The 17,033-nt window shown below is 58.6% G+C and carries 15 protein-coding genes; 12 read left to right on the top strand and 3 right to left on the bottom strand.

Going from position 1 to position 17,033, the window contains the following annotated elements:
* Positions 1-117 precede the first annotated feature (117 nt).
* The 3 genes from aat to infA all read left to right on the top strand — a co-directional run bounded on the left by aat (position 118) and on the right by infA (position 1,894).
* Entirely contained in the window at positions 118-798 is a 681-nt protein-coding gene (gene aat, locus CKW18_RS16040) for a leucyl/phenylalanyl-tRNA--protein transferase (protein WP_095189683.1), read from the top strand.
* A gap of 57 nt (positions 799-855) precedes the next feature.
* Complete coding sequence (locus CKW18_RS16035; protein WP_095189682.1) at positions 856-1,563, top strand: arginyltransferase; 708 nt, start codon at positions 856-858, stop codon at positions 1,561-1,563.
* A 112-nt stretch (positions 1,564-1,675) separates the two neighbouring features.
* Positions 1,676-1,894, top strand: a complete 219-nt coding sequence (infA, locus tag CKW18_RS16030) for a translation initiation factor IF-1 (RefSeq protein WP_002553999.1) — start codon at positions 1,676-1,678, stop codon at positions 1,892-1,894.
* A 1,063-nt stretch (positions 1,895-2,957) separates the two neighbouring features.
* Here infA and clpA read toward each other — a convergent pair.
* Positions 2,958-5,228, bottom strand: a complete 2,271-nt coding sequence (clpA, locus tag CKW18_RS16025) for an ATP-dependent Clp protease ATP-binding subunit ClpA (protein ID WP_095189681.1) — start codon at positions 5,226-5,228, stop codon at positions 2,958-2,960.
* A 30-nt stretch (positions 5,229-5,258) separates the two neighbouring features.
* Positions 5,259-5,642: an ATP-dependent Clp protease adapter ClpS gene (gene clpS, locus CKW18_RS16020; protein ID WP_016987405.1), complete on the bottom strand. Its 384-nt coding sequence runs from the start codon at positions 5,640-5,642 to the stop codon at positions 5,259-5,261.
* Between the two features lie 224 nt (positions 5,643-5,866).
* Between clpS and cspD the strand changes: the two genes are divergently transcribed.
* Positions 5,867-6,121 (top strand): cold shock domain-containing protein CspD, encoded by a 255-nt coding sequence (gene cspD, locus CKW18_RS16015; RefSeq protein ID WP_095189680.1) that lies wholly within the window; start codon positions 5,867-5,869, stop codon positions 6,119-6,121.
* A 76-nt stretch (positions 6,122-6,197) separates the two neighbouring features.
* On the opposite strand, the gene icd is transcribed toward cspD, so the two are convergent.
* Positions 6,198-7,454, bottom strand: a complete 1,257-nt coding sequence (gene icd / locus CKW18_RS16010; RefSeq protein WP_095189679.1) for an NADP-dependent isocitrate dehydrogenase — start codon at positions 7,452-7,454, stop codon at positions 6,198-6,200.
* Between the two features lie 480 nt (positions 7,455-7,934).
* Here icd and CKW18_RS16005 point away from each other — a divergent pair, with 480 nt between their 5' ends.
* From CKW18_RS16005 to CKW18_RS15970, 8 genes are all read left to right on the top strand, one after another.
* Positions 7,935-10,160, top strand: coding sequence for an NADP-dependent isocitrate dehydrogenase (locus CKW18_RS16005; protein WP_095189678.1), 2,226 nt, complete (start codon positions 7,935-7,937; stop codon positions 10,158-10,160).
* Between the two features lie 229 nt (positions 10,161-10,389).
* Positions 10,390-10,836, top strand: coding sequence for an NUDIX hydrolase (locus tag CKW18_RS16000; RefSeq protein WP_095189677.1), 447 nt, complete (start codon positions 10,390-10,392; stop codon positions 10,834-10,836).
* Positions 10,837-10,895: 59 nt separating this feature from the next.
* Positions 10,896-12,020: a tRNA 2-thiouridine(34) synthase MnmA gene (gene mnmA / locus CKW18_RS15995; RefSeq protein WP_095189676.1), complete on the top strand. Its 1,125-nt coding sequence runs from the start codon at positions 10,896-10,898 to the stop codon at positions 12,018-12,020.
* Positions 12,017-12,640: a high frequency lysogenization protein HflD gene (gene hflD, locus CKW18_RS15990; RefSeq protein ID WP_095189675.1), complete on the top strand. Its 624-nt coding sequence runs from the start codon at positions 12,017-12,019 to the stop codon at positions 12,638-12,640. The genes mnmA and hflD overlap by 4 nt, the downstream gene beginning before the upstream one ends.
* 127 nt (positions 12,641-12,767) lie before the next feature.
* Positions 12,768-14,138 carry an adenylosuccinate lyase gene (purB, locus tag CKW18_RS15985; protein WP_095189674.1) on the top strand — a complete coding sequence of 457 codons (1,371 nt, stop codon included), beginning with the start codon at positions 12,768-12,770 and terminating at the stop codon, positions 14,136-14,138.
* Between the two features lie 86 nt (positions 14,139-14,224).
* The gene (locus tag CKW18_RS15980; RefSeq protein WP_095189673.1) at positions 14,225-15,394 is read left to right on the top strand and encodes a cupin domain-containing protein; all 1,170 of its coding nucleotides are present in this window, start codon (positions 14,225-14,227) and stop codon (positions 15,392-15,394) included.
* Positions 15,387-15,812, top strand: a complete 426-nt coding sequence (locus CKW18_RS15975; RefSeq protein WP_095189672.1) for a GNAT family N-acetyltransferase — start codon at positions 15,387-15,389, stop codon at positions 15,810-15,812. Before CKW18_RS15980 ends, CKW18_RS15975 begins: the two co-directional genes overlap by 8 nt.
* Positions 15,813-16,069: 257 nt before the next feature.
* The gene (locus CKW18_RS15970) at positions 16,070-16,822 is read left to right on the top strand and encodes a secretin N-terminal domain-containing protein (protein WP_095189671.1); all 753 of its coding nucleotides are present in this window, start codon (positions 16,070-16,072) and stop codon (positions 16,820-16,822) included.
* Positions 16,823-17,033: the final 211 nt, after the last annotated feature.

Raw genomic sequence — 17,033 nt, 5'->3', positions numbered from 1 at the left:
AAGTTGCAACACGACCTGCGTCGCGCAGATCGGCACGACATTCGTGTCATTTAACGGCACACTTTAGCGCGGGCTGCACCGCCCGCATCGCCCTCCCCTTCTGCAAGCCTGGATGCCATGCTGACTTGGTTACAACGCAACTCCCTGACTTTTCCGCCACTGGAAAAGGCCATGCGCGACCCCAACGGATTGCTCGCCGCGGGTGGCGACCTGTCCGCTGATCGTCTGATTCAGGCTTATCGCCATGGCTGCTTTCCGTGGTTTTCCGAAGGCCAGCCGATTCTCTGGTGGTCGCCTGACCCTCGCACCGTGCTGTTTCCCGACGAACTGCATGTCTCGCGCAGCTTGGGAAAATTGCTGCGCCAGCAGCGCTACCAAGTGACCTTCGACCAGAACTTCGATGCAGTAATCCGCGCCTGCGCCGCGCCACGGGACTACGCCGATGGCACCTGGATCACAGAAGCCATGCAGGATGCCTACGTTGAGCTGCATCGACGCGGCTTCGCCCATTCGGTGGAGGTCTGGGATCAGGGTGAACTGGTTGGTGGCCTGTACGGCCTGGCGATGGGACAGTTATTTTTCGGTGAGTCGATGTTCAGCCGCGCCGACAATGCCTCCAAGTTCGGCTTTGCGACATTGGTAAAACATCTGAAATCCTCGGGCTTCGTGCTGATCGATTGCCAGATGCCGACCGATCACCTGCACAGTCTCGGCGCCCGGGCGATTCCGCGCCTCGAATTCGCCGAGTATCTGGCCCGGCATCTGGATCAACCCAATCTTGCCACCTGGGTTTGCTGAGCGACTTTTGCGCGCGTGGCTTACACTTAATTCACCAGCTTATCCCGAGGGTTGATCATGACCGAGTTGGCGCGTTTGAAGTTCTATGCCACTCAGCCCCACTCTTGCAGTTATCTGCCCGAGGAGCAGGCCACGACCCTGTTTCTCGACCCGAGCCAGCCCATGGATGTGCATGTTTACGCAGACCTGTCGGAAATGGGCTTTCGTCGCAGCGGCGACCATTTGTATCGGCCCCATTGCCAGAACTGCAATGCGTGTGTGCCTGCGCGCATTCCGGTAGCGCAATTCATTCCCAATCGTCAGCAGAAGCGGATTTTCAAACGCAATACCGATTTGCAGGTACGCCCCGCCAAGCCCCAGTTCAGCGAAGAGTATTTCGACCTGTACCAGCGCTACATCGAACAGCGCCACGCCGACGGCGACATGTATCCGCCGAGCCGTGATCAATTCTCGACTTTTCTGGTGCGTGACCTGCCCTTCTCGCGCTTTTACGAGTTCCGACTCGACGGACGGTTGCTCGCCGTGGCGGTAACCGATTTGCTGCCGAACGGGCTGTCAGCCGTGTACACCTTCTACGAACCGGCCGAAGAACGCCGCAGCCTTGGCCGATTTGCCATCCTCTGGCAAATAGCCGAGGCCCAACGTCTCGGGCTTGAGGCGGTATACCTCGGCTACTGGATCAAGAACTGCAAAAAGATGAACTACAAGACGCAATATCGCCCCATTGAATTGCTGATTAATCAGCGCTGGGTCATCCTCAACTAAACCCAAGCCGTAAACCCCTTGGCGTAAACCCCATTTTTCGGGCACAATGCACGCCGCTTTTGCCTGGCGCAGTTGCACCGGGCCATTCATTGGATACCGAGGGCTTTACTGCATGTCGAAAGAAGACAGCTTCGAAATGGAAGGCACTGTCGTCGACACCCTGCCCAACACCATGTTTCGTGTGGAGTTGGAAAATGGGCACGTCGTAACCGCGCATATTTCCGGCAAGATGCGCAAGAACTACATTCGTATTCTTACCGGTGACAAAGTGCGCGTCGAGCTGACGCCCTATGACTTGAGCAAAGGGCGCATCACTTACCGCGCTCGTTAATCAAGTCAATACAAGACGCCCGGCTTTGCCGGGCGTTTTTGTTTGTCTGGGATTTGTTTTTTTGGGTTGCGGGTGTATATCCGTTGCTGCGGGTGTTGCTGATTAGGGTTCCGCCCTGACGGCGGGTCACCTTTTCCAAACGCCGAAAAGGTAACCCAAAAGGCTTTACCCTGACGTACGGCACTTCGCTTAGGCTCAGTGTTCCCTCGCTACGGTGTCCATCCGGGGGGCATCGCCTACGGTTTGCTTCGCTGCACCTCCTCTCGATGTGTGCGGCTGCGCCGCACGGCGCTGCGCGCCTACTCCCCGGATGAACACCTCCGCTCGGCCTGCCGATGGGCCTGGAGATCAAAAGCAACGTCAAAAGCCTTCGCGACGCGAAGCAAGATCAAAAGATCGTCCGATCGCGGCCCGAGCCTTCGGCAGCGCCTACAGGTAAGTTGATTACATCTGCCTGAGATTGGTCGGCTGTCCGGCCGCCTTCGCGAGCAGGCTCGCTCCCACAGTGGGGTTGAGTACAACCGCCAGAGCCTGGTCGGCTGTCAGGCCGCCATCGCTGGCAAGCCAGCTCCCACAGGGGTTGAGTACATCTGTCTGAGCTTGGTCGGCTGTCAGGCCGCTATCGCTGGCAAGCCAGCTCCCACAAGAAAATGACTACACCCCGCACGCGGCGCATGCCGCCCCACTCAACACAATGAGCGCAAGCTCGAGTACCGCTCTTGATCTTAAAACGCCCGTCGGCAGGCTGAGTGGAGGGATTGATCCGGGGGTGGGAGCGCAGCGACCGTTTGGCGAAGCCAAACACATCGAGAGGAGGTGCAGCGAAGCAAACCGGAGGCGATGCGCCCGGATCAATCCCGCAGCGAAGGAACCCGAGCCTAAGCGAGGGCCGTACGTCAGGGTAAAGCCTTTTTGGTTACTTTTTCGGCGTCTGGAAAAAGTGACCCGCCGTCAGGGCGGAACCCTAAGAAGCCGTTACCGCAGCAACGGATATACACCCAACCCCCAAAAACCCCAGACAACAAAAAGGCGCCCGAAGGCGCCTTTCGCTTACACCAAGCCGTCAGGCCATCTCAGCGGTAGTCTCGAAGTCAAACGTCAACTCACCATCCTTGATGTCGATGTGCACCACACCGCCATGCTCGGCCAGTTCGCCAAACAGAATCTCCTCCGCCAGCGGACGCTTGATCTTGTCCTGGATCAGACGCGCCATTGGGCGAGCGCCCATTGCCGAGTCATAACCACCGGCCGCCAGCCAACTACGCGCCGCATCAGTAACCTCAAGCAGAACACGCTTGTCTTCCAGCTGCGCCTGAAGCTCGGTGAGGAACTTGTCCACCACACTTTTGATGACCTCATGACTGAGGCGACCAAACTGGATAATGGTGTCCAGACGGTTGCGGAATTCCGGCGTGAAGCTCTTCTTGATCACTTCCATCGCATCAGACGAGTGGTCCTGATGGGTGAAACCGATCGAAGCACGAGCGGCCGTTTCGGCGCCTGCGTTGGTGGTCATGATCACGATCACGTTGCGGAAGTCCGCCTTGCGCCCGTTGTTGTCGGTGAGCGTGCCGTGGTCCATCACCTGCAGCAGCAGGTTGAAGACTTCCGGATGCGCCTTCTCGATTTCATCGAGCAGCAATACGCAGTGCGGCTGCTTGGTGATCGCTTCGGTCAACAGACCGCCCTGATCGAAGCCGACATAGCCCGGAGGCGCACCGATCAGACGCGATACGGTGTGACGCTCCATGTACTCGGACATGTCGAAGCGCACCAGCTCGATCCCCAACGCCTTGGCCAATTGCCGCGCAGCCTCGGTTTTACCCACACCGGTAGGCCCTGCGAACAGGAACGAACCGACCGGCTTGTCAGGCGACTTGAGACCGGCACGGGACAGCTTGATCGCAGTCGACAGCGAATCAATCGCCGCGTCCTGACCAAACACCGTCAGCTTCAGATCACGCTCCAGGTTACGCAGCAGCTCCTTGTCGGAACTGGTGACGTGCTTAGGTGGAATCCGCGCGATCTTCGCCACGATGTCTTCGACCTGCGCCACTTCGATACGCTTGACGCGTTTCTCGACTGGCTGCAGACGCTGATAGGCGCCCGCCTCGTCAATGACATCAATGGCCTTGTCGGGCATATGCCGGTCATTGATGTAACGCGACGCCAGCTCAGCGGCAGCGCGCAACGACTCATCGCTGTACTCGATGCTGTGGTGCGCCTCGAAACGCCCCTTGAGCCCGCGCAAGATGCCGATGGTGTCTTCCACCGACGGCTCGACGACGTCGACTTTCTGGAAGCGCCGCGCCAAGGCACGGTCCTTCTCGAAGATACCGCGGAATTCCTGGAACGTGGTCGAGCCGATGCAGCGAATGTCGCCAGACGACAGCAGCGGCTTGAGCAGGTTCGAAGCATCCATAACGCCACCGGAAGCAGCACCCGCACCAATGATGGTGTGAATCTCGTCGATGAACAGGATCGCTTGCGGACGTTTTTTCAGTTCATTGAGCAGCGCCTTGAAGCGCTTCTCGAAATCACCGCGGTACTTGGTGCCTGCGAGCAGAGCACCGAGATCGAGCGAGTAGACAACGCTGTTGGCCAGCAGATCCGGCACCTGGTTGTCGACAATGCGCTTGGCCAGACCTTCGGCAATCGCGGTTTTACCCACGCCCGCCTCGCCCACCAGCAGCGGGTTGTTTTTGCGCCGACGCGCGAGAATCTGCGCCACGCGCTCGACTTCCGATTCACGGCCGACCAGCGGATCAATGCGACCCTGGCGCGCAAGTTCGTTGAGGTTGCTGGCATAAGCATCCAGAGGATTGCCTGAAGAAGAAGACTCACCGCCCTCGTCGTCCTGCATATCTTGTTCACCTTCAGAGTGATCGCCATGCCCCGGCACTTTGGAAATGCCGTGGGCGATGTAGTTGACGACATCGATGCGCGCAACGCTCTGCTGTTTCAGCAGAAACACTGCCTGACTCTCCTGCTCACTGAAGATGGCGACCAGCACGTTGGCGCCAGTCACTTCGCGTTTGCCCGAGCTCTGTACGTGGAAAACAGCACGTTGCAGCACACGCTGAAAGCCCAGGGTTGGCTGGGTTTCGCGATCTTCGTCATGGACGGGGATCAATGGCGTGGTGGAGTCGATGAACTCCTGCAGGTCATGCTTGAGTTTGTCGAGGTTTGCGCCGCAGGCACGCAAAACGGTGGCGGCAGCCTCATTATCCAATAGGGCCAGCAGCAGGTGTTCGACGGTCATGAATTCATGACGTTTCGAACGAGCCTCCTTGAAGGCTAGATTGAGGGTGACTTCGAGCTCGCGGTTTAACATAGCTTCACCTCATACCCAAGTGGTCGGCGATTAACCGTCCTTCTCGATTTCACAGAGTAGCGGATGCTGGCTTTCCCTGGCGTACTGGTTGACCTGCATGGCCTTTGTCTCGGCGATGTCGCGGGTAAACACTCCACATACTGCCCGCCCTTCTGTGTGGACGGCCAGCATGACCTTGGTCGCCAGCTCGCGATTCAGGTTAAAAAACACCTCGAGCACTTCGACGACGAAATCCATCGGTGTGTAGTCATCGTTGAACAAAACCACCTTGTACATCGGCGGCGCCTGTAACGCAGGCTTTGCTTCCTGAACAGCAACGCCTGCCGAATCGTCATCGTGCTCCTCTGGAAGATCCTTTTGGAGAAGCGGGCGATCCTGATTGAATGTTAGTCGAATCTGGCTGATTGCATGCATGGAAAGAAAGGTTCGTCAGTTGTGCAAATACAGTGGTGGGGGCGGCCGCACACGTTTTCAACTCCGACTGCCCGGTCACCTTGACTATCGGGAAAACGGTGTTACAACCAATAGAGCCCACAGTGGGTAAAAAAGATCCGCGGAGTCAATCCTTTTAACGGATTAGATTGCGGATGACTTGGATGATACTCCAGCGATGGAGTCTGTTGCAGAGGGATTTGAGCATGGCTGTCGGCAAGGTGAAATGGTTCAACAATGCCAAGGGGTACGGTTTTATTGTCGAGGACGGCAAGGATGAGGATCTGTTTGCCCATTACTCGGCCATCAAAATGGATGGTTATAAAACCCTGAAGGCCGGACAAGCCGTCAAATTCGAAATTATCCAGGGTCCAAAAGGCCTGCATGCCATCAACATCAGCGCCGCTGCGACTGCAGAAACGTTTACACCTGCTGTCGCCCCGCAAACTGTCACGGCCTGACTGACACCATAAATTCAGCCATAAAAAACCGCCTGACTCAATTCAACGAGTCAGGCGGTTTTTGTGTGCCTGCATTTTACATGTGCGAAATCAGCGCGTCCCCGAAGCCCGACGACGAAACCAGCTTGGCGCCGTCCATCAATCGTTCGAAGTCATAGGTCACGGTTTTGGCACTGATGGCGCCGTTGGTGCCCTTGATGATCAAATCCGCCGCTTCGACCCAGCCCATGTGCCGCAGCATCATTTCCGCCGAGAGAATCAGCGACCCCGGATTGACCTGGTCCTTGCCGGCGTATTTCGGCGCGGTACCGTGGGTGGCTTCGAACATCGCCACGGTGTCGGACAGGTTGGCGCCCGGCGCAATACCGATACCGCCCACTTCGGCCGCCAGGGCGTCGGAGAGGTAGTCGCCGTTGAGGTTGAGGGTCGCGATCACATCGTATTCGGCCGGGCGCAGCAGGATCTGCTGGAGCATGGCGTCGGCGATGGCATCTTTGACCACAACGTTCTTGCCGGTTTTCGGATTTTTGAACTGCATCCACGGGCCGCCATCGAGCAAAGTTGCGCCGAATTCTTCGGCGGCCACTTCGTAGGCCCACTCTTTGAAGGCACCTTCGGTGAACTTCATGATATTGCCTTTGTGCACGATGGTCAGCGAATCGCGGTCGTTATCGACCACATATTGCAGAGCCTTGCGTGCCAGGCGCTTGGTGCCTTCCAGCGAAACCGGCTTGACGCCGATGCCGCAGTTTTCGTCGAAACGGATCTTGGTGACGCCCATTTCTTCTTTAAGGAATTTGATGACCTTGGTAGCTTCCGGCGAACCGGCCTTCCATTCGATACCGGCGTAGATGTCCTCGGAGTTCTCGCGAAAGATGGTCATGTCGACATCGCCAGGCTTTTTCACCGGGCTTGGCACACCTTCGAACCAACGCACCGGACGCAGACAGACGTACAGGTCGAGTTGCTGACGCAGGGCCACGTTCAGCGAGCGGATGCCGCCACCGACCGGGGTCGTCAGCGGGCCTTTGATGGAAACCACGTAATCCTTCACTGCATCCAGGGTTTCCTGAGGCAGCCAGGTGTCCTGGTCATAAACCTGAGTGGCTTTTTCCCCGGCGTAGACTTCCATCCAGGAAATCTTGCGTTTACCGCCGTATGCCTTTTGAACTGCAGCATCGACAACCTTGATCATCACCGGGCTGATGTCGACACCAATGCCGTCACCTTCGATGAAGGGGATGATCGGGTTATCAGGAACATTGAGAGAATGGTCTGCATTGACGGTGATTTTGTCGCCGACGGCTGGAACCTGAATCTTCTTGTAACCCATGCTGAACTCCATTGTTTGGATTGAACATCTGGCTTGGTTCGAGCGTAACCCAGTTAAATCAACACGCAAACCCTCTGTTCGTGGCGCGCCTACATCTCGTTTCGTACAAGCCTGAAAGCAAAGGGAAAAGCGCCAAACTCAAGCATTGGCGATGACTCTACGCCCCACCCCGCCCTGCGACCTTTAGACCAATGGACGAGAATCGTTGCATATGAACCATCGGCAGATTGCCAGCTACCTATGTATAATGCCGCCCGCTGACCACAGGGTCACGACGGCTGGCCTCTCTAGCACGAGACTTTCCGCCTGATTGGTCGGGTTGTTACCGCAGTCCGACTGCTTGACGCTCAACGATGCACCCAACATCACCGCGAAGATTCTCGACATTCGGTTCATGGATGACTTTGAACGAACGCGCTTACCCGGCGCCCCTCGAGTTTCTGCGCACGCTTTAGCAAAGAAGAGAGAGTTAATCCGAATATGCCCACCCGCTCGAAGATCATCTATACCTTCACCGACGAAGCTCCAGCCCTCGCCACCTATTCCCTGCTGCCGATCATCGAGGCTTACACCGCCTCGGCCGATATCGCCGTGGAAACCCGCGATATCTCTCTTGCAGCGCGTATTCTGGCCAGCTTCCCCGAGCAACTGGGCGACAAAGCCGTAGCCGACCACCTCGCCGAACTGGGCGACCTGGCCGTTACGCCTGAAGCCAACATCATCAAGCTGCCGAACATCAGCGCTTCGGTGCCACAGCTGCAAGCCGCGATCAAAGAGCTGCAGGCTCAGGGTTACAACCTGCCGGACTACCCGGAAACCGTCACCAGCGACGCCGACAAAGACGCCAAGGCACGTTACGACAAGGTCAAGGGCAGCGCCGTGAACCCGGTTCTGCGCGAAGGCAACTCCGACCGTCGCGCTCCGCTGTCGGTTAAAAACTACGCTCGCAAGCACCCGCACAAAATGGGCGCCTGGGCCAAAGACTCCAAGTCTCACGTCGCTCACATGAGCACCGGCGATTTCTACGGCAGCGAAAAAGCTGCCCTGATCGACGCCGCTGACGCTGTGAAGATCGAACTGATCGCCAAAGACGGCACCGCCACCGTCCTGAAAGAAAAAACCACCGTGCAGGCTGGCGAGATCCTCGATTGCGCCGTGATGAGCAAAAACGCCCTGCGTGCGTTCATCGCTGCTGAAATCGAAAGCGCCAAGGCCCAAGGCGTGCTGCTGTCGGTGCACCTGAAAGCGACCATGATGAAGGTCTCCGACCCGATCATGTTCGGCCAGATCGTTGCCGAGTTCTATAAAGACGCACTGACCAAGCACGCTGACGTGCTGGCCGAGATCGGCTTCAACCTGAACAACGGCATCGGCGATCTGTACGCGCGCATCAAAGCCCTGCCGGCCGAGCAACAGGCGCAGATCGAAGCTGACATGGCCGCGGTCTACGCCGCTCGTCCTTCGCTGGCGATGGTCAACTCCGACAAAGGCATCACCAACCTGCACGTGCCGAGCGACGTCATCGTCGACGCCTCGATGCCGGCAATGATCCGTGACTCCGGCAAGATGTGGGGCACCGACGGCCAGCTGCACGACACCAAGGCTGTGATCCCGGATCGTTGCTACGCCACCATCTACCAGGCCGTGATCGAAGATTGCAAAGCCAATGGCGCTTTCGATCCGACCACCATGGGCAGCGTGCCAAACGTTGGCCTGATGGCGAAGAAAGCCGAAGAGTACGGCTCGCACGACAAGACCTTCCAGATCAAGGCTGACGGCGTGGTTCGCGTGACCGACAGCAAGGGCACCCTGCTGATGGAACAGGCTGTTGAAGCCGGCGACATCTTCCGCATGTGCCAGACCAAAGACGCGCCGATCCAGGACTGGGTGAAACTGGCCGTCAACCGCGCTCGCGCAAGCAGCACTCCGGCTATTTTCTGGCTGGACCCGATGCGCGCTCACGATGGCGTAGTGATCGAGAAAGTTCAGGCTTACCTGAAGGATCACGACACTGCCGGTCTGGACATCCAGATCATGGCGCCGGTCGACGCAATGAAGTACACCCTGCAGCGCACTCGCGAAGGCAAGGACACCATCTCGGTGACCGGCAACGTACTGCGCGACTACCTGACCGACCTGTTCCCGATCATGGAACTGGGCACCAGCGCCAAGATGCTGTCGATCGTGCCGCTGATGAACGGCGGCGGCCTGTTCGAAACCGGCGCTGGCGGTTCGGCTCCGAAGCACGTGCAGCAACTGGTCGAAGAGAACTTCCTGCGCTGGGATTCGCTGGGCGAATTCCTGGCGCTGGCGGCATCCCTCGAGCATTTGGGTGTGAACTACAACAACCCGAAAGCACTGGTACTGTCGAAAACCCTGGATCAGGCTACCGGCCAGTTCCTCGACAACAACAAGTCGCCATCGCGCAAAGTCGGCAACATCGACAACCGCGGCAGCCACTTCTACCTGGCGATGTACTGGGCTCAGGCCCTGGCCGCCCAGACTGAAGACGCTGCACTGCAAGCGCAGTTCGCGACGCTGGCCAAGACGCTGACCGAGAACGAAGCAACCATCGTTGCCGAGCTCAACGCCGCTCAGGGCAAGCCAGTGGACATCGGCGGTTACTACCACGCCAACGCCGAGCTGATCAGCAAGGCCATGCGCCCAAGCGCAACCCTCAACGCGGCGATTGCTGCGCTGGTTTAAGGTTGTAGCGCTGTAAACAAACCCCGGCCGAGTGCCGGGGTTTGTTTTTGTGGCGTTTGCACCCATTTATCTTTGAAATACAAACCAATGTGGGAGCGGGCTTGCTCGCGAATGCGTCGGTTCAGCCAATAAAGACTTTGAATGACAAACCGCTTTCGTCGGAACGCCGCCCGGAGCAAGCCCGCTCCCACAAGGGATTGGGTTTCAACCAATAAATTGAGGAAGGTTTATGGACTGGCTCCCCCACATCACCGTCGCCACCATCGTCGAAGACAACGGCCGCTTCCTGATGGTCGAAGAGCATAAGGCCGGGCGTAACGTGCTCAACCAGCCCGCCGGTCATCTTGATCCGGACGAAACCCTGATCGAAGCCGCCATCCGCGAAACCCTCGAAGAAACCGGCTGGGACGTCGAGCCGACCAGCGTGATCGGCATCTACCTCTACACAGCCCCGAGCAATGGCGTGACTTATCAGCGTGTCTGCTTCGCCGCCAAAGCCATAAAACACCACCCGGATTATCAACTCGACGACGGCATCGTCGGCGCCAAGTGGCTGACCCGTGACGAATTAATCGCCCAACGCGACAACTGGCGCAGCGAGCTGATCATCCGTTGCATCGATGATTATCTGGCCGGGCATCACTTCGGCCTCGAACTGATCCGCCCTTCTCTTTAGCCTTGAGGCCGTGAGCCTGATAGAATCGCGTCCTTTTTCAAGACACTCATTGAATCCCTATGCGTGATCCAGCCCCTTCTGACACATCCAAGAAGCGCGTCATTGTCGGCATGTCCGGCGGCGTGGACTCTTCCGTTTCCGCTCTCCTGCTGATCGAGCAGGGCTATGAAGTGGAAGGCCTGTTCATGAAGAACTGGGAAGAAGACGACGGAACGGAATACTGCACCGCCATGGACGACCTGGCGGATGCTCAGGCCGTGTGCGACAAGATCGGCATCAAGCTGCACACCGCCAACTTCGCCGCTGAATACTGGGACAACGTGTTCGAGCACTTCCTCGCCGAATACAAGGCCGGTCGCACGCCGAACCCGGACATCCTGTGCAACCGCGAGATCAAGTTCAAGGCGTTCCTCGACTACGCCATGATGCTCGGCGCCGACCTGATCGCCACCGGCCACTACGTGCGCCGCCGCGACATCGATGGCCGCACCGAATTGCTCAAGGGCCTCGATCCGAACAAGGATCAGAGCTACTTCCTGCACGCCGTCGGCGGCGAACAGATCGCCAAGACGCTGTTCCCGGTCGGCGAACTGGAAAAGCCGCAAGTGCGCGCCATTGCCGAGAAATACGAGCTGGCCACCGCCAAGAAGAAGGACTCCACCGGGATCTGCTTCATCGGCGAGCGTCGTTTCAGCGATTTCCTCAAGCAATATCTGCCGGCGCAACCGGGCGAGATCAAAACCACCGAAGGCGAAGTCATCGGCCGTCACCATGGCTTGATGTACCACACCATCGGTCAGCGTCAGGGCCTTGGCATCGGCGGCTTGAAAGATGCTGGCGACGAGCCGTGGTACGTGCTGCGCAAGGATCTGGACAACAACGAGCTGATCGTCGGTCAGGGCAATAACCACCCATGGTTGTTTTCTAGCGCCCTGCTCGCTTCGGAAATCTATTGGGTCAACCCGATCGATTTGAGCCAGCCGCTGCGCCTGACCGCCAAGGTGCGTTATCGCCAGAGCGATCAGGCCTGCACCCTGGAAAAAACCGCCACCGGCTACCGCGCCGTGTTCGACGAACCGCAACGCGCGGTCACGCCAGGCCAGTCGGTGGTGTTCTATGACGGTGAAATCTGCCTCGGTGGCGGCGTGATCGAAGTCGCCGAGCCGTGGAGCGGCCAGGCATGAGCCCGACTCAGGAGCAACTGACGGCGCTGGGCGGCGTGTTTCTCGCTGCCGTGCTGGTCGACCGGATCGCCAAGACCGGCCAGACCAATGAAGCCGGCCTGAGTTGCATGCTCGGCAGCCTGCTGGTTCGTGATCCGAAAGACACGCTGGACGTGTACGGCGGCGACGATATCAACCTGCGTGAAGGCTACCGTGCGCTGATCGGTGCACTTGAGCGTGATCCAAGCACCTTGCAGCGCGAGCCACTGCGTTATGCCCTGTCGATGCTCGGTCTTGAGCGCCAATTGGCCAAGCGCAACGACATGCTCGACACCATCGGCAAGCGCCTGCCGCAGATTCAGTCGCAGGTCGAACACTTCGGCCCGGCCCACGAAAACGTGGTCGCTGCCTGCGGCGCGCTGTACCAAGACACCCTGAGCACCCTGCGCCAGCGGATTCAGGTGCATGGCGACATGCGCAACCTGCAGCAGCCGAGCAATGCGTCGAAAATCCGCGCCCTGCTCCTGGCTGGCATCCGTTCTGCGCGCCTCTGGCGCCAACTCGGCGGGCATCGCTGGCAGTTGGTGGTCAGCCGACGCAAGCTGCTCAAAGAGCTGTATCCGTTGATGCGCAGCGAGTAAATCGCCGCGCAATAAAAGCTTTGTAGTCTGTAACGCGTAATACGCCGGTCAGTTGGCAACGGACCGGCGGATTTTTTCATGTATGATACGCGCCCCATTTCGTTGCCCGACTGTCCGAGAACACCCCATGCAGCTCTCTTCGCTCACTGCGGTTTCCCCTGTTGACGGCCGCTACGCCGGCAAAACCCAGGCCCTGCGCCCGATTTTCAGCGAGTACGGCCTGATCCGTGCCCGCGTTCTGGTTGAAGTGCGCTGGCTCCAGCGCCTCGCCGCTCACGCCGGTATCCCGGAAGTGCCAGCCTTCTCCGCCGAGGCCAACGCCGTTCTCAATGAACTGGCTGAAAACTTCTCGCTGGAGCACGCCGAGCGCGTCAAAGAGATCGAGCGCACCACCAACCACGACGTCAAAGCGATCGAATACCTGCTCAAAGAGCAGGCGGCCAAGCTGCCGGAGCTGGCCAAGGTCAGCGAGTTCATCCACTTTGCCTGCACCAGCGAAGACATCAACAACCTGTCCCACGCCCTGATGCTGCGCGAAGGCCGTGACGACGTGATGCTGCCGCTGATGCGCCAGACCGCCAACGCCATCCGCGAACTGGCCATCCGTTTCGCTGACGTGCCGATGCTGTCGCGCACCCACGGTCAGCCGGCTTCGCCGACCACCCTGGGTAAAGAACTGGCGAACGTGGTTTACCGTCTCGAGCGTCAGATCGCTCAGGTCGCTGCCGTGCCGCTGCTGGGCAAGATCAACGGCGCCGTCGGCAACTACAACGCGCACCTGTCGGCCTACCCGCAGATCGACTGGGAAGCCAATGCCCGCGCCTTCATCGAAGACGAACTGGGCCTGGGCTTCAACCCGTACACCACGCAGATCGAGCCGCACGACTACATCGCCGAGCTGTTCGACGCCATTGCGCGCTTCAACACCATCCTGATCGACTTCGACCGTGACATCTGGGGCTACATCTCCCTGGGTTACTTCAAGCAGCGCACCATCGCTGGCGAAATCGGCTCGTCGACCATGCCGCACAAGGTCAACCCGATCGACTTCGAAAACTCCGAAGGCAATCTGGGCATCGCCAACGCGCTGTTCCAGCACCTGGCGAGCAAACTGCCGATCTCCCGCTGGCAGCGCGACCTGACCGACTCCACCGTACTGCGTAACCTCGGTGTCGGCTTCGCTCACAGCGTGATCGCTTACGAAGCCAGCCTCAAAGGCATCAGCAAACTGGAGCTCAACGAGCAGAAGATTGCTGCCGACCTCGACGCTTGCTGGGAAGTATTGGCTGAGCCGATCCAGACCGTGATGCGCCGCTACAACATCGAAAACCCGTACGAAAAGCTGAAAGAACTGACCCGCGGCAAGGGCATCAGCCCTGAAGCGTTGCAGACTTTCATCGATGGCCTGGAGATGCCAGCCCAAGCGAAAGCCGAGCTCAAGCAACTGACTCCGGCCAACTACATCGGTAACGCTGTAGCGCAAGCCAAACGCATCTGATCGACCGTTTTAATCGTTTGAGACGCCCGGCAGCGCCGGGCGTTTTTATTCCCGTCTGAAAAGTGCTTTTTTTCAATAGGTTACATATGAATTCCGATATTCCTCTTCAACTTCTGGGCGGCCTCACAGCACGCGAATTCCTGCGCGACTACTGGCAGAAAAAGCCATTGCTGATCCGTCAGGCAATTCCTGACTTCGAAAGCCCGATCGACGCCGACGAACTGGCCGGCCTGGCCCTGGAAGAAGCAGTCGAATCGCGCCTGGTGATCGAGCACGGCGAGCGCCCTTGGGAACTGCGTCGCGGCCCGTTCGCTGAAGACGAATTCAGCAAACTTCCGGAAAAAGAGTGGACCTTGCTGGTTCAAGCGGTTGACCAATTCGTACCGGAAGTCAGCGAACTGTTGGAAAACTTCCGCTTCCTGCCGAGCTGGCGCGTCGACGACGTGATGATCAGCTTCGCCGCCCCGGGTGGCAGCGTGGGTCCGCACTTCGACAACTACGACGTGTTCCTGCTGCAAGGTCATGGCAAGCGCAACTGGAAAATCGGCCAGATGTGCGATTCCGAGAGCCCGCTGCTGCAACACGCCGACCTGCGCATTCTCGCCGAATTCCACGAAACCGAAGAGTGGGTTCTGGAACCGGGCGACATGCTCTACCTGCCACCGCGCCTGGCCCACTGCGGCGTAGCCGTGGATAACTGCATGACCTACTCGGTCGGCTTCCGCGCACCAAGCGCCTCTGAAGTGCTGACCCACTTCACCGACTTCCTCAGCCAGTTCCTGACTGACGAAGAGCGCTACACCGATGCCGACGCGCAGCCAGCCGCTGACCCACATCAGATTCAGCACGATGCACTGGATCGCTTGAAGAGCCTGCTCGCCGAACACATGAGCGACGAGCGTCTGCTGCTGACCTGGTTCGGCCAGTACATGACCGAGCCGCGCTACCCGGAACTGGTCGTCGGCCCGGAAGAAGTCGAAGAAGAAGACTTCCTCAGCGCCCTGCAAGATGGCGCCGTGCTGATCCGCAACCCGAGCGCGCGCCTGGCCTGGTCGGAAGTCGATGACGACCTGCTGCTGTTCGCCAGCGGCCAGAGCCGTTATCTGCCGGGCAAACTGCGCGAGCTGCTGAAGCTGATCTGCGCCGCAGACGCCCTGCACACCGACAACCTCGGCGAGTGGCTGAACGACGAAGACGGTCGCGGCCTGCTGTGCGAACTGGTCAAGCAAGGCAGCCTGGGGTTCGCTGATGAATAAAATTCGCGTACGTGTCGCAGACTGGCAGAAGGACATCGCCGAGATCCGGCGCATTCGTGAAACGGTGTTCATCGCCGAACAATCGGTGCCACCTGAGTTGGAATGGGACGCGGATGACGCGACCGCTGTGCATTTTCTGGCGTTTGAAGGCGACTTTCCGATCGGCACTGCGCGCTTGCTGCCCGACGGGCACATTGGCCGGGTTTCGGTGCTGAAAGACTGGCGCGGCATGAAGGTCGGTGACGCACTGATGCAAGCGGTTATCGCTGAAGCTGAAGCGCGCGGCCTGAAGCAGCAGATGCTCAGCGCACAGGTGCAGGCCACGGCGTTCTATGAGCGCCTGGGGTTCAGCCTGGTCAGTGAGGAATTCCTGGAAGCAGGGATTCCGCATGTCGATATGGTTCGTCATTCGACTTAAGACCGCGGCGCGGCTTTCGTCGGAACGCCGCCCGGAACAAGCTCGCTCCCACACTGGATCTGTGCCTGACGCACAATTTGTGTCCGCTGGAGATCTACTGTGGGAGCGAGCCTGCTCGCGAAGAGGCCAGCAAGAACACCACAAAACGCCCTGCCATTCTCGGATGCCGGGGCGTTTTGCTGTCTACGATTCAACTTGCCCCACCCCGGGCCGACAAACTGGCAATATCAAGCCTTTCGAAAGCGGAGATAACGGACATGTCCCTACGCACCCTGCTCACCACCCTGCTGCTCGCTTGCAGTTTTTCGGTGATGGCAGCCACAGAAGTCGTCCCCCTCAAGTACCGCACCAGCGCCGATATGCTGCCGATGGCGCAGGACTTCATCGGCAAGGACGGCCAGGTCAGCGCCTATGGCAATCAACTGATCGTCAAAGCCGAGCCGGACAAGATTGAGGAACTCAAGGCACTGATCACCCAGCTCGACACCGCGCCAAAACGCCTGCTGATCACTGTCGACACCAACGAAAACAACGGCCGTGGCGACGAAGGTTATTCGGTTAACGGTGCGCAGACGCGAATCATCAGTCGCAGCACCGCCACACGTGACGGCGGCGTCCAGCAAGTGCAAGCCACCGACGGCATGCCAGCGCTGATCCAGGTCGGCCAGAGCGTGCCGATCACCAGCAGCCAGAGCAATTCCTATGGCGATTACAGCAGCCAGACTCAATACCGCAACGTCACCCAGGGTTTTTACGTGACGGCCAGCGTCACCGGCGACATCGTTCATCTGGCAATCAGTACCAACCGTGACCGCATGAGCCAGGAACGTCCTGATGTAGTGAACGTGCAAAGCACCGACACAACAGTCAGCGGACGCCTCGGCGAGTGGATCACCCTGGCCGGCGTGAATCGCCAGACTCAGGCCGACAAACAGGGCCTGGCCCGCAGCTACTCGACTCAAGGCCGGGATGACATGACACTGAAGGTGAAAGTCGACGCCTTGGACTAAAGCACCGAAAGCTGACTGATTAGTCGTATTAGACGAAAGATGTAGTGCTTGAAAAAAAGCACTACAAAACGTTTGACGGGTTAAAAAAGCGAAGGCATGATGGCCTCGCTCCCGCTAATCAGAGGCCCTGGCAAGGGCCTTCGAAGTGATGTTCGCACCTACCCCGCGAACCGTTTCGTGTCTGTACCGCCCACAAGGTGTGTTTGACGAG

The sequence above is a fragment of the Pseudomonas sp. Irchel 3E19 genome (genome assembly GCF_900187585.1).
In the GTDB taxonomy this organism is placed as follows: Bacteria; Pseudomonadota; Gammaproteobacteria; order Pseudomonadales; family Pseudomonadaceae; genus Aquipseudomonas; species Aquipseudomonas baetica.
This window is presented reverse-complemented; position numbering and strand designations above follow the sequence as displayed.